The sequence below is a fragment of the Flavobacterium sp. AC267 genome (assembly GCF_979258715.1).
Genome location: NZ_OZ409875.1, coordinates 2,285,460 through 2,299,494 on the forward strand (window position 1 = coordinate 2,285,460; position 14,035 = coordinate 2,299,494).

General features: G+C 38.3%; 12 protein-coding genes and 2 pseudogenes. 3 read left to right on the top strand and 11 right to left on the bottom strand.

Annotation, left to right across the window (positions count from 1 at the left end):
• Window positions 1-91 precede the first annotated feature (91 nt).
• The 8 genes and pseudogenes from ACZZ95_RS11830 to ACZZ95_RS11865 form a co-directional block, all read right to left on the bottom strand.
• Window positions 92-826, bottom strand: coding sequence for a metallophosphoesterase family protein (locus ACZZ95_RS11830; RefSeq protein WP_463469176.1), 735 nt, complete (start codon window positions 824-826; stop codon window positions 92-94).
• Between the two features lie 19 nt (window positions 827-845).
• Window positions 846-1,926, bottom strand: a pseudogene (gene arsB, locus ACZZ95_RS11835) (ACR3 family arsenite efflux transporter).
• 2 nt (window positions 1,927-1,928) lie between these two features.
• On the bottom strand, window positions 1,929-2,543 hold the full coding sequence (locus ACZZ95_RS11840) for an arsenate-mycothiol transferase ArsC (protein ID WP_463469177.1): 615 nt from the start codon (window positions 2,541-2,543) through the stop codon (window positions 1,929-1,931).
• Window positions 2,544-2,590: 47 nt separating this feature from the next.
• Window positions 2,591-3,064 (bottom strand): DUF6428 family protein, encoded by a 474-nt coding sequence (locus ACZZ95_RS11845; protein ID WP_463469178.1) that lies wholly within the window; start codon window positions 3,062-3,064, stop codon window positions 2,591-2,593.
• An 84-nt stretch (window positions 3,065-3,148) separates the two neighbouring features.
• The gene (locus ACZZ95_RS11850) at window positions 3,149-3,634 is read right to left on the bottom strand and encodes a GNAT family N-acetyltransferase (RefSeq protein ID WP_463469179.1); all 486 of its coding nucleotides are present in this window, start codon (window positions 3,632-3,634) and stop codon (window positions 3,149-3,151) included.
• Between the two features lie 10 nt (window positions 3,635-3,644).
• The gene (locus ACZZ95_RS11855; protein ID WP_463469180.1) at window positions 3,645-3,977 is read right to left on the bottom strand and encodes an ArsR/SmtB family transcription factor; all 333 of its coding nucleotides are present in this window, start codon (window positions 3,975-3,977) and stop codon (window positions 3,645-3,647) included.
• A 198-nt stretch (window positions 3,978-4,175) separates the two neighbouring features.
• Window positions 4,176-4,968: pseudogene (locus ACZZ95_RS11860) on the bottom strand (cation efflux transmembrane domain-containing protein).
• Window positions 4,969-4,972: 4 nt separating this feature from the next.
• Complete coding sequence (locus tag ACZZ95_RS11865) at window positions 4,973-7,141, bottom strand: TonB-dependent receptor (protein ID WP_463469181.1); 2,169 nt, start codon at window positions 7,139-7,141, stop codon at window positions 4,973-4,975.
• A gap of 684 nt (window positions 7,142-7,825) precedes the next feature.
• On the opposite strand from ACZZ95_RS11865, the gene ACZZ95_RS11870 reads away from it, so the two are divergent.
• Complete coding sequence (locus ACZZ95_RS11870) at window positions 7,826-9,784, top strand: heavy metal translocating P-type ATPase (RefSeq protein WP_463471661.1); 1,959 nt, start codon at window positions 7,826-7,828, stop codon at window positions 9,782-9,784.
• Window positions 9,785-9,882: 98 nt separating this feature from the next.
• Here the strand turns inward: ACZZ95_RS11870 and ACZZ95_RS11875 are convergent, their stop codons facing one another.
• Entirely contained in the window at window positions 9,883-10,107 is a 225-nt protein-coding gene (locus ACZZ95_RS11875; RefSeq protein ID WP_463469182.1) for a four-helix bundle copper-binding protein, read from the bottom strand.
• 706 nt (window positions 10,108-10,813) lie between these two features.
• On the opposite strand from ACZZ95_RS11875, the gene ACZZ95_RS11880 reads away from it, so the two are divergent.
• Complete coding sequence (locus ACZZ95_RS11880) at window positions 10,814-11,662, top strand: hypothetical protein (protein ID WP_463469183.1); 849 nt, start codon at window positions 10,814-10,816, stop codon at window positions 11,660-11,662.
• Window positions 11,638-11,862, top strand: a complete 225-nt coding sequence (locus tag ACZZ95_RS11885; RefSeq protein ID WP_463469184.1) for a hypothetical protein — start codon at window positions 11,638-11,640, stop codon at window positions 11,860-11,862. The genes ACZZ95_RS11880 and ACZZ95_RS11885 overlap by 25 nt, the downstream gene beginning before the upstream one ends.
• Window positions 11,863-12,162: 300 nt before the next feature.
• Here the strand turns inward: ACZZ95_RS11885 and ACZZ95_RS11890 are convergent, their stop codons facing one another.
• Together ACZZ95_RS11890 and ACZZ95_RS11895 are read right to left on the bottom strand one after the other, a co-directional pair.
• Complete coding sequence (locus ACZZ95_RS11890) at window positions 12,163-13,095, bottom strand: OmpA family protein (RefSeq protein ID WP_463469185.1); 933 nt, start codon at window positions 13,093-13,095, stop codon at window positions 12,163-12,165.
• A 283-nt stretch (window positions 13,096-13,378) separates the two neighbouring features.
• Entirely contained in the window at window positions 13,379-14,005 is a 627-nt protein-coding gene (locus ACZZ95_RS11895) for a tetratricopeptide repeat protein (RefSeq protein ID WP_463469186.1), read from the bottom strand.
• Window positions 14,006-14,035 lie beyond the last annotated feature (30 nt).

Below are 14,035 nucleotides of genomic sequence, written 5' to 3' on the forward strand. Positions count from 1 at the left end.
CAGATCTATTTCGGGAGGCTGATTTTAAGATAAATAGGTTTTAATATTAGAATAGTACTGATTTTTTATTGGGTATTTAATTTGTTAAGCCCTAATATGCTTTCCGAAGCATCAGTGCGTAAGCATTAGGCAGTGGACTATCCTCAATGGCTTGTGCCGTTTTTTCTATATCATAGTCAACCCGAATAAATTTTACCTGCAGGCCATCTTTTTTTGAGAAATTACTGCTGTTGTCGATGGTTATCACAGCATAGCGGCATTTGGGATTACCGTCTTTAGGCTTGCCTACCGAGCCTGCATTTATAGCATGGAAATAAGTGCCTTTTTTATTTGGGTTTTCTAAAGTCCGATGATAGGGTTTATGGGAATGACCGCAGATAATAACATCCGCATTGCAATCAAGAAAAACATCCGTGAAATCTTCTTCTTTTTTATCCTCAAGCAAATATTCAGTATTGCTATAGGGACTCCCGTGCACCATTAAAATCCTGATGAGTTTTTCAGCCGCCTGAAATTCCAGTTTAATATGGGCAGGCAGAGCAGAAAGGTATTTGATCTGCTCTTTTCCCACAATTTGATAGGCATAACTCTCTGCATCGCTGGAGCCATCACGGTGTATATCGACAGCTTTAACATCATGGTTTCCGGCCAGGGTTGGAATATGTCTTTTTCGGATTTCATTGATCACGGCATTTGGGCAAATATTATAGCCAACCAGGTCTCCCAGACAGTAAACGGCATCAATATTCTGTTTTTCTATGCTTTTTAAGGTTTGTTCCAGTGCCGGAAAATTGGCATGGATATCTGATAGTATTGCAATTCTCATATAAAAACAGTTATAATAATTATAAGCCCGTTACTGATTTCGAATAATACTTCTTTCTGAACCAGAACGCAACATTAACCAGGGCGATCAGTGCCGGCACTTCTACTAGTGGCCCAATAACTCCGGCAAATGCCTGACCGCTGTTAATGCCAAACACACCAATAGCCACTGCAATTGCAAGTTCGAAATTGTTTCCTGTGGCCGTAAAAGCTATTGCTGTTGCTTTTGAATAGTCGGCGCCAAAATATTTTCCAACAAAAAAGCTACTCAGAAACATGATAGTAAAGTATATGACCAGTGGAACTGCGATACGAACAACATCCATAGGAATCTGAACAATCAGCTCGCCTTTAAGGCTGAACATCACGATGATGGTAAAAAGCAGTGATATAAGTGTAATGGGAGAAATAAAAGGTACATATTTAGTTTCAAACCACTCTGAGCCTTTTAGTGCAATAAGGGCATAACGGCTGATGATTCCAAGAGCGAAAGGAATTCCCAAATAGATACCTACACTCTCGGCGATCTGGCCAATACTGATGTTGACTTCAAATCCGTTATAACCAAAGTAGGGAGGAAGTACCGTTATGAAAATATAGGCATATACACTGTAAAGCAATACCTGAAAAATGCTGTTAAGGGCGATAAGGCCCGCAAGCATATTCCCTGTTTCCATCTGCCAGGTCATTCCAAACCACAACCATGGCAATACATCGTGCCAAACCAATCAGAATGACACCGATCATGTACTCGGGATAGCCGCTTAAAAAAAGCAGGGCCAGTAAAAACATTAAAATTGGGCCAACAATCCAGTTCAGAAACAGCGAAGCGCCAAGAATTTTAGTGTTTCTAAAAACCTGCCCCATCTGTTCGTATTTTACTTTTGCCAGGGGCGGATACATCATCAGAATCAGCCCAATTGCCAAAGGGATATTGGTTGTTCCGCTTGAAAAAGAGTTGATAAAATTACCGCTCGATGGAATGAAATATCCTATGGCAACCCCTAGTGCCATAGCCAGGAAAATCCAAAGGGTTAAAAACCTGTCCAGGAAACCTAATTGTTTGCGCCCCTGGGCAGGCGCACAGTTATTTGCTGACATCTTTATTGTTTGATTTGAGAGAATACATAAAACATTTCAGTTCCAATCTGAAGGCTTCGCTCCAGATAAACTTCTTTTTGCGCGGGTGTGCCGTCTGAAACCTTTGGATCTTCAAAAGTAATTGGCACACGTTTTTCGGCGCCGGCTATAAAAGGACAGCCGCCGTCAGCTTGTGAGCAGGTCATGATCGCAACAAATTCGCTTTCAGGATTGAAATCATCATCATACGTTTTAGAGAAGCCGATAACCGGTAGTTCATTCGATGCAAACTTTATGGAATAAACCGGATTTTGACCTTCCGAAATAGTTTTAATTTTAAATCCGGAATGCTTTAAAGTTTCGGCCACCATTGGAAAAAGGGCAGTAGCTTCTGTTCCTCCCGAATAGCAGGAAACATTCTGTACATTTAAATTCGCGGCAGCAGTCTGCGCCCAAATCTGAGACAAATGGCTTCTTCTGGAATTATGTGTACAGATCAGGTTAAGCCGAATCGGCAGTTTGCTGTCCACTTTGTTTTGGATATAATCCACGAGTGGTCGCAGGATAGTTTTGCGCTCTTCTGAAATCTGGTTAAAATCAAATGCGCTGATGGTATTTTTTATTTCAGTAAATAACATAGTTTTTGTCTGGTATTTATAATAGATTCTTTATTGTTAATTACAGATTAGCAACAGCCTGAACCGGGAGCACATGAACTAGTACTATCAGCGCTTAGCTCAGATAATTTTACTTTCGATTTATCGGATGGGATTCCGCACTGGTCCTGGGCCAGACAGGCAGTTTGCTTATTTAACAGCACAAAGTTTTTGCCGTTAAAATCAAGGTCATACTTACCAATTGTGGTGTCCTGATATTCCACTTCAATTTCGTAATCTTCAATCCCTAATACTTTTTCTGAAAGTTCAATGATATGAACCAGTTTTTGTGGTTTTAGCCTATGCTCATAATCATTGGCATCCCAAAGCTGAAAGTTTACAACCGTTTCTTTTCTTACTGTCCCGCCACAGTCGATGAAGTTTTTAGTGATCAGGCCCACTTCTGTTACATGGAAATATTCCGGAACAAAATTTCCGTTTGGCAATTCAAAATTTACAGCCTCTACTGTTTTTAGTACCTCTTTAATTTGTGAAAGTTTCATAATGTATGTTTTTAAAATTTATAATTTTATTTGAAAGAAATAACTATGATTAAATTAATCTCTTTTGATGCACTTCTAATACTATTATTTGATCAGTGTACTTCTTCTTTCCAGAAGGACAGTGTCTCTCCATAGCCCATTTTGCTTCCCGATTTTCTCGCGAATACCTAAAATCCTGAATCCGGCTTTTTCATGGATACGCAGGCTGGCGATGTTTTCCGGAAATATACCGGCCTGAAGTGTCCATATACCTTCAGCTTCGCTCAAATGAACCAACTCTTCCAAAAGCGCAATACCAATTCCTTTGCCGGAATGCTGGGGATCAACATAAACGCTTACTTCAGCTACGCCCACATAAACGCAACGTGAGGAAACAGGTGTAAGGGCCGCCCAGCCTATGATCTGGTCATTACTTTGGGCAACAATCCTGCATGTGGTAAGATGTGATGCGTTCCAGTCTTCCCATGAAGGTGCGCTTGTCTGAAAAGTGGCATTGCCGGTATTGATGCCTTTCTCGTAGATTAATTGGACGCGGGGCCAATCGGTATCCAATAGTTTTCTGATTTCCATAGTACTTAATTTAGCGACACTCGTTTCTCTTTTTTTCTAAATGAGCACTAATGTGTTCGAAAAATCCTTTTATTTTTTCCAGTCCAGGCTCATTAATACAGTAGCAAATAGAGTTACCCTCAATGCTTCCTTTTATAAGGCCCGCATTTTTGAGTTCCTTAAGGTGTTGTGATACCGTGGGCTGTGATAGAGGTAGTTCGTTAACTATATCTCCGCAGATACAGGTATCTACTTTTAGCAGGTATTCCATAATTGCAATTCGGGCAGGATGCCCTAATGCTTTAGCCAAAATCGCAAGCTGGTTTTGATTGTCTGTAAAATGATCTGTTTTTGTAGCTCCCATTGTTTTATATTTATATTGCAATATTACGATATAAAATTTATAATTAAAATATTTTTACTATTTTTTTAGATAATTAAATAGATAAGCCTTTAAATATCAATATTTAAAGGCTTATTGAACTTTTGTGGCAGGAGCCAGGCGGAACTATTTAAATTCATAAAAGCGAGCAAACCGCTTAATATCGTCTGGCAAATAGTATTATTTCAGTTTTAATATTTTAAAAGCGCCTCTGCCAACTATCGCAAAAACACAAATGCCAATTAACAGGTCAGGTATCATGGAGTTGGTATAGTGAACCAAAATACCGGCAATTACTACCCCAATATTAATGATAACATCGTTGGAAGTAAAAATCATGCTTGCTTCCATATGGGCCTCCTTGCTTTTTGATTTTTGAAGTAAATAAAGGCAAAGTGAATTACCCAACAGTGCAAACAGGGAAACTACGATCATGGTTTGGAAATTTGGGATATTTTCTTGCTGTAGATATCTTCGTATGACCTCAATAAGACCTAAAATCGCCAAGACAATTTGGAAGTATCCACTTATCTGAGCAACGCCTACTTTCCTTGATACGGTGCTTCCAACTGCTATTAGTGCCAAACCATATACAATACTGTCAGCCAGCATATCCAGACTATCGGCTACTAATCCCATAGAATTGGAAATAAATCCGGTGATAATTTCTATAAGAAAGAATGAGAGATTTATAATCAAAACCTGCCATAACAATTTTCTTTGCCCGGACTCATCTTCTGGATTTAAAATATCCAATGTTTTTTCAGTGGTCAATAAAGTGCTGTCGAAATTAAGACTGTCAATGGCCCTTGTGATACTGCTGGGGTCATCTGAATGATAAATGCTTAATTTCCTGTTTGGAATATCAAAATCCAGACGTTCTATTTGATTTATACTGCTAAGCTTCATTCTGATAAGTCTGCTCTTCACTAGGGCAATCCATCTTTTTAATGTTATAGGTGCTTTTTTTCATAACGCTATAGCTTAATTTTTAAACCAGCATTAATTACAAATCCATCAAGAGGGGCATAAATATCCTTAAAGACAGGATTTGAAATTGGGCCAGTATAAATACTTCCAAATTTGGTTTGTCTGGTGTCGGTAAAGTTTTCAAAATTAGCAAAAACAGAAAAATTCTCCCATAATTTTTCGACCATAAAACCAAAAATCCAGTATTCTCTTCCAGTTGTCCCATCATTTAATTTTTGAGGACTGTAATAGTAAGCCTCCAAACCAGCTTTCCATTTATCTTCTACTTCATACATCAAAACATTGTTCAATCGATGTTTGGCAGTCAAAGGATTTTCAGATTTAATTCCATTATTGTCTATTGATGCATCTGTGTAGGTATAGCCCAGAAATAGCTTGAAATCTTTATAGCCTAATTTTAGATTTGTTTCAGTGCCCTTTGTATCTAAGTAACCATTGACATTTACAAACTGAAAAATATTGTCAGGAAGCGAAGTTAGGATCAAGGGATTATCTACATTGGTATAAAAGAATAACTGATTGATTGATAAAGATAGATCTTCAGCAATATTGGTTTTGTAATTTATATCAAAATTAACGCCATAGCTTTTTTCAAGTTTGTTAAAATCACTGTTGATAGGCAATACATTTTGGTACTGTATACGCTCGCTTTCCTCGGTAAATATAGTTGGTGTCTTATAACCCAATCCACCGCCAAGTCTTGAGGTAAGTTTAGGAGTGATTTTAAATAAAGCAGAAATTCTAGGCAAAAGCGAAAACCCGTAATCAATAACATAATCACCTCTAAGACCAGTTTCAATGTCCAGCCATTCTTTTGCTTTTACAGTATTTTGAACAAAAGCCCCATGTGTTATCTGACTATAATCTCTAAGGGGAAAAGCGGTAGCACTGTTTTCTGTAAATTTATCAGTATATAAATTGGCTCCCGCGACCCACTGGGACTTCTCGCCATTAAACAAATAGGTAATTTCTGAAAAAGTACTATTCTGAAGGCCATCAAAAGTATAATCAGGAATCGTGATGACACGGCTAAAATTATTAAAACTATTTTTGAATGTCAGTGATTGCTTTTCACTTAGTTTATGTGTAAGTGTAAATTGGGTGCTGATACGCTGTGTTTTATTTTTTTCAAAATAACTGTCTGGGAAATTGCTCTGGTCTTTTATGTAATCTATGTTTCCGCCAATACGGTTTTCGAAAACGGTATTTATGCCAAAATTAAGATTTGTTTTTTCATTAAAATAAAGAAATAATTTCGGGTTGAAATTAAAGCGCTCAAACTTTGGAATAGCCGTAAGCTGGATATCGGCAGGATCATAAGGAGCATTGCGATCATGTGAGGCAAAAACGGTCAATCCAATTTTATTGAATCGCTGTGAATAAAACCCATTGAAATTCAAACCAAGGGCAGAAGTTCCATTTAATAAAAATCGAAGTTCTCTTTCCTGGGTCGGTGTTTTGGAAATTAGGTTAACCAAACCTGCAATTGCGCCACCTCCATAAAGTGTAGAGGCGGATCCTTTGATTATCTCGACCTGCTTTAAGTCCAGTGGAGGTGTCTGAAGTAAGCCAAGGCCACTCGAAGCTCCGGAATAAACAGGGAAACCATCTTTTAATATTTGAGTGTACCTTCCATCTAATCCCTGAATTCTGATAGAGGAATTTCCCGAAGTTGCAGAGGTTTGCTGGGTTTGTATACCGGTACTTTCATTAAGCATCATTCTGATATCCCCTGGTTTCATATTGGCTTTTTCCTCCAGTTCCTCTCCGGCAATAAATTCAACTCGGGTTGGAATATTGCTTATAGTTCGTGTACCCCTGGTTGAAGTGACTATAATTTCATCCATCTCTTCGGCCTCGCTCTCTAATGAAATTTCTAAGAGTTCGCTTTTAAAGGGTATTGTAACCGATACAATTTGTGATTTATAACCTTCCATAGAAAAAGAAACATTATAAACTCCTTGCTGAAGATTTTCAAAAATAACCAATCCTTCCGCGTTTGAAACAGATGATAGATTAGTTTGCCCAATACTGACAGTTACTCCCGATATTGTCTCATTTGTTTCGGTATTTTTAAGGAGGAATTTAACTGTGTTTTGTGCTTGTGCTGTGCCAAAAGTTACTATTGCCACAATCAATATAATATGTCTAAACATTTATTATTTCTTAATATTAATACATAAATAGATTCATGATTCTCAAATCATGAAGGTATAACTATTGTAAATATTAAGATATTTTAGGAAGGTCGCCAAATTTTACAAGTGAAAGAGGAATTAACAAACTTATCGTAGAAGATAGGTCTTAGCATTTCATTTGTTGCAAATTCTTTTTTTTCTGAAATTACTACAGAAGTTTGTGTAATTGTAAAACCAATACAGGTTCCGCACGAATAAAAAGGAGAACATTTTCCATTACACTCACAATCATGCGAGTCGTTTTTGCAATTTTTCTCAACATTACATTCTGAATGTTTGGAAAATGCAGAACAAGGTACTGTTGAAAGAAACAGTACAACGATCGACAATAATGTTACCCAGATTTTCACGTTACAAATTTACTATAATATTGAACAATTGCATTATTTTTATTGTAAGTTTCTTTAATTAAGACTAATTTAAAGTTTTGAAGTTAAAACTTGCTAATCAGATACCCTCTAATGCCAAAATAATTATTAAAAGGGCATTTTACCTTTTATTTAATTATAAAAGGTGTTGGGAACATGAATATTAGATATAGATTCCCTAATTAAAAATTTGAAGTAAATAGCAATATGGCACATCAGCACAAATACGATGCAAACGGCAAACAGCTTTGTTGTACATTGGAAGAAAAAATTAATGCAAAAACAGATAAAAGCGACGGATCGTCGCTCTTTGGTGGATAAGAACATCCATGCTGATGATGATGGACATGACCACGACCATAATGCTGATCAAAGTACATTTAAAATGTTCCTGCCGGCCATTATTTCCTTTATATTGCTCATTATCGGGATGGGGTTTGATAATTATATACCGCAAAACTGGTTTACCAGCTATGTCCGTTTAGGATGGTATATAGCGGCTTATCTTCCTGTGGGAATTCCGGTTTTGAAAGAGGCATTTGAAAGCATCACCAAAGGAGAGGTCTTTTCTGAATTTTTACTGATGTGTATTGCCACAATCGGGGCTTTTGCCATTGGCGAGTATCCGGAAGGTGTGGCTGTTATGCTTTTTTATACCATTGGGGAGGTATTTCAGACTTTGGCTGTCAGCCGTGCGAAATCCAATATTAAAAGCCTGCTGGACCAGCGTCCCGACGAAGTAAATATCATAAAGGATAACGTTGTACAGACAGTAAAAGCGACAGATGTTGTCATAGGTGCTGTAATACAGCTCAAATCAGGCGAGAAACTCGGGCTGGATGGGGAATTGCTGTCCGATACAGCTTCCTTTAATACCGGCGCCCTTACCGGTGAAAGCAAACCCGATACCAAGGTAAAGGGCGAAACTGTTCTTGCCGGGATGATCAACGGAAACACCATCGCGCAGGTAAAAGTAACTACAGCCTATAATGACAGCAAGCTTTCCAAAATACTGGAAATGGTGCAGAATGCCACAACGCAGAAAGCCCCAACGGAACTCTTTATTAGAAAGTTCGCAAAAATCTACACCCCAATAGTTGTTTTCCTTGCCGTTGGTATTTGCTTTGTGCCTTATTTTTTTGTTGAAAATTATGATTTTAACGACTGGCTTTACAGGGCTTTGGTTTTTCTGGTAATATCATGCCCTTGCGCGCTGGTAATCAGTATACCCCTTGGTTACTTCGGCGGAATTGGAGCGGAAAGCAAAAACGGAATATTATTCAAGGGAAGTAATTTTCTGGACAGTATTGCCAATATCCAGAATGTGGTAATGGACAAAACTGGAACCATGACAGAAGGTGTCTTTAAAGTTCAGGATGTGGTGATTTCCGACCAGCTTAATAAAGACGAAATCCTTAAAATGGTCAATGCACTCGAAGGCCAGAGTACGCATCCCGTAGCAACCGCCATCCATGATCACGTGGGTGAAATTGATCCCTCGATAGTACTTGAGAAGGTGGAAGAGATTTCAGGACATGGATTAAGGGCTGAGATTAATGGAAAGGAACTTCATGTAGGTAATTTTAAGCTGATGGATAAATTCGGTATCCAATATGATATTGATCCGAACTCTATTGTCTATACGTTGATTGCCATAGCTTACGATAAAAAGTTTGCCGGTTATCTAACCATTGCTGATACCATAAAAGAAGATGCGCAGCTGACTGTTGACAGGCTAAAAGCAATGGGTGTTAAAACCACCATGCTAAGCGGGGATAAATCCAATGTTGTTCAATTTGTGGCCGATAAGCTTGGCATAGTAAATGCCTTCGGAGATTTGCTTCCTGAGGATAAAGTAAATAAGGTAAATGAAATTAAAGCCAAAAATGAGTCAGTTGCTTTTGTCGGTGATGGTGTAAACGACGCACCTGTTGTAGCCTTAAGTACTGTTGGTATTGCAATGGGCGGTTTGGGAAGCGATGCCACAATTGAAACTGCCGACGTGGTCATTCAGGATGACAGGCCAAGCAAAATCCCAATGGCTATCAATATAGGAAAACAGACCCGGAAAATTGTCTGGCAGAATATCATACTTGCATTTGCTGTCAAGGCAATTGTCCTTATTCTGGGAGCGGGTGGACTTGCCACAATGTGGGAGGCTGTCTTTGCAGATGTCGGCGTTGCCTTGCTCGCTATACTTAATGCAGTACGGATTCAGAAAATGAAATTCTAATTGCAATAAACAGAACAAATATTTGCTGAGGTAAGTCTTGGTATTCATAAACAAAAACCGCACTGCTGTGCGGTTTTTTGTTTAATTAGTTTATAGCATTAACTTGCCATTGCCTCACAAGCTTCCGCGCATTTACGGCAGGCTTCCGCGCATTCCTTGCAGTGATCCATGCCCATTGCGCCATGTTTTTCACATTCCTCGGCGCAGGCTCTGCATATTTCTGCGCATTCAGCACATAAGTGGGAGGCATGCTCGCCCCCAATACTCATAAGGTTTGCGCGGCAAAACATATCACCGAACATTGCCTGTCGAGCTGTATGCATCTTGCAAGCATTTTTATATCGTCTTCATTCAGACATTCCGTTGCGCATTTATTACATGCTATACCGCAAGCCAGACAGGCCTCAATACAATTTTTAAATTTCTGATCCATAATTTTTGTTTTATTGGGTTTATAAAAGTTATTATGTATTATTGAAGAAAATTAATTGTGTACTACCAATTGGTCATTGTTTCGACAATCTTTACAAGCACGAGTAAGTAAAACTACACGTTATAAGTTCACTTGAATAAAGGCAATGAAATGGTTTGGCAATAATAATTAATTAAATGATTTTAAGTCAATTAAAATAGTTGCAATATTTGACTTCTATTTATAAAATTTAAAAGAAGTTTTACATTATGCAGACGCATATTGAAAACGAATAGGATAGTTCGTGTAAATTATTACAGCGATTTGATTATTACAGTGTGATCACTAGACCGTCGCGATCTAAATAATATTATTTAAAAGAACACTTGGAATAGTTTAGTTTTTTTGGGTTAATTTAAATTGCAACTTTTTAATTCAATTTAGTAGGGTAATTTATATAAAGGGATTGAAAAAAATATCCATATAAATACTTGTTCTGATGCGTCATAAGTTTTTCTTTTTATATTATACTATCCATTAATGTTGTCACGTTTATAGATCTCTAAAGCGGAGTACCATGAAAACAGTCACTTTTACACGGGCGGAATTATACGATCTTGTCTGGAAAAAAAAACCTCGGACAAATTAGCCATTTGTATGGTCTTTCTAGTTATGGTATTCGACAGGCCTGTGCGACGCTTAAAGTTCCACTGCCACATGCAAGTTATTGGGTACAGTTAAAACATGGTTATAGTTGGGTTGCTAAACTTTCAGAGTCTTATGAGGGACCCGAATCGATAGAGATACTTAAAAAGAAATACGAAACTAATGTGCCCCCGCCAGTGCCCTCGCCCATAGTACTCCGTACCAGAGAAATCGAAAAAGACCCGAAGGCTCCCCTTACCGTCGGGGAGCGACTCATAAAACCTCACAGGCTCATAGAGATTACCAAAGACAGCTGGGACAAACGCGATAAAAGCAAAAGATACTGGGAGCCCGATATGCAAGGAATCTCATTGCATGTGGCTGATGAGCTTAAGCCCCGAGCACTGCGCTTTATGGATGGGTTTATCAAATTGCTGGAGTACCGCGGTCATGAATTCAGAAAGAACCAGTATGGTTATACGGTGGCACTGGTGGATGGTATTGAAATTGAGGTCTATCTTCGTGAAGCAGGCAAACGTGTACCTTCAAAGTCCGGTTACGGCACAGATCTCGTGCCAACAGGCATCTTTATTTTTCAGGTGGGAAAGTATTCCGAACAGAAAGAATGGCGTGACGGAAGTACACCAATAGAGGGACTGCTGGCAAGGATTTTGGCAAAGCTGGAGCTGATGGCAGAGCAAGAAAAGAAGTGGCAGGAAGAGAGCAGGTCGCGCCAGATCGAACGTGAAAAGCAGGAAGCTATTGCAAGAGTTACGCCGAAAGAAAACAAAAAGAAGTGCAGGATTTCAAAGCTTTGTTAGAGACTGCTGAGCGGTTTGATGAAGTTACCAGACTGCGCAACTATGTAGAGGCGGTTCAAAAACAGGCCGATCCACTGGATGAGAAGATCCGGCAATGGATAGTGTGGGCTGAGAAAAAGATCAACTGGATGGATCCTCTGGTGGGAATCCCTGACGACATCTTTACAGAGTCTGACTTAACGCAGTATAAAAAATGGTAAATAGTGCCCTTTTTTGGATATTTTCAAAGTGAATTTTATAATTAAAATTTATCGACGGAAAGCTGCAGATTCGAACCTAACTTCGGTATCCATCAATTTTATGTGATTTCTATTTTGAAATATTACATGTGCCATGATTCTGCCACAAAACTTCTAACAGGTATAATATCTTTAAAAAACTGCCTTAAATTTTTGCGACAAAAAAGTTATCCACTCCATCACATTTTTGTAATGATAAATTCACTGCGTCTGTTCATTTGATGTTGAGCATCAGTACAGGGAATACCGTTGGAGCAATTGTTAATCGAGCTGCGTTTCTCCGTAACCAATGGCGCTTTCTATTCTCTCGGGTGCGATTCCCTGCGAAATAATATAATCTCTGGTTGCTTTGGCTCTTCGGTCTGAGAGTTCAAGATTGTATTGGTCATCGGCTCTGGAATCGGTATGAGATTCGATTTTAATGACCACGTCGCTATACTGCGTCATTAATAAGACTACTTTGTTCAATTCAATTGCGGCATCGTAACGAATATCAGACTTGTCCAGATCAAAGAATATAATGCCGATTTTGATCTTTAAAATGCCATCTCTGCGCTCTACAAGAGCCGGGTCAAGCCCAATAGGAACTTCGGATATTCCGGAATTTTCGGACGTACTAATAGCTTTTGAACTTGGAGTAAAATTTTCTTTTGAAGCTTCTATAGTGTAAGGAGTGCCACAAAGAATATTTTCGGTAAATTCAAATTTCCCATCCATTTTTGAAACGGTTTCTTCTATTTTCTGATTGTTACTCTTAAGCGCGACAATAGCTCCGGGAATTTTAGCATTAGAAATGGCATCAAAAATATAACCTTCAATAGATTGTGTACAGATTCTCTCAAAAGAATAAATATCATCGTCACCTTTGCCCGTTTTTCGGTTGGAACAGACAAAGCCTTTATTGGTCTGCTCATTTACGATATAGCCAAAATCGTCCATACTGCTGTTTAAAGGAGCGCCCAGGTTATTTGGAGAATCAAAGATTCCGTCATTTAATCTGCTTTCAAAAACATCAAGTCCGCCAAGTCCCAAAATTCCGTCAGAGGCAAAATAAAGAGCTTTATCGGTTATATACGGAAACATTTCACGTCCGCTTGTATTGATTTTTTCTCCTAAATTCTTCGGATTGGAATATTGATCTTCACCTAGAATATCAACAACAAAAATATCGGTTGAGCCAATTGTCCCGGGCATGTCTGAAACAAAATAGAGTTTTTTCCCGTCTTCGCTCACAGAAGGTCGCCCAACGGAATAATTGTCACTGTTAAAAGGAAGTTCCTGAATGTTTTCCCAACGAACGGTTCCATTATTTTCTACAGCTTTTGCCGAATAAATCTTTAAATTATTAACCCCTTTGCTGTCTCTTTTAAGTTTTCCGTTATAATTATTTCGGGTAAAATAAATGGTGTTTTCATCTGGTGAAAAGGCAACGCAGGCTTCATGATACTGGGTAGTAATTTCTTTTCCAAAACGTTCTTTAAAAGTAACATTGCTTTGTGCCGGACTTATTTTTCCGCTGTTGCATGTTCAGGTACGGCTGATCGTTCCATCCGTATTTTGCTGTTTTTAAATAAGAAGAATCAATTGTTGTAGAATAGACTAAATCGCCTTTGTAAAACATTGGTCCAAAATCTGAATAAGCTGAATTGATATCGAGATTTTCAAGTAAAAATTGTGGTTTTATTTTTTTTATATCTTCAATAGTTACCGTTTTAAGCGAGAAGTTTTCAGCTCTTGAATCCGTAGATTTTTGTTTTTCTGAAAAGCTTTTCATCCATTTTTTTGCCAGTTCATAATTCTGAATTCCCTGCAGGGATTGTGCATAACGAAAATAATATTCTGCCGAAACTTCATCTGGATATTCTTCAAGTAATTTTTTGTACCATTCACTTGCTCTCTGCATCTGTGTATTAAAATAATGCGCATCTCCAAGGCGGCGCAGTGTCTCTTTAGAAGCATCTCCATTTTTTACCGACAATTCATACGATTTGGCGACCTCGATATAATACATTTTATCAAACAGGGCATCGGCGGTTTTGTTCTTAGTCTGCGAATAAACTATTTGCATCGCCAGCAGTATAAGTATTATAATTCTTCTTTTCATAAGCGATAGTATTAAAAGAATCTTGGAGAT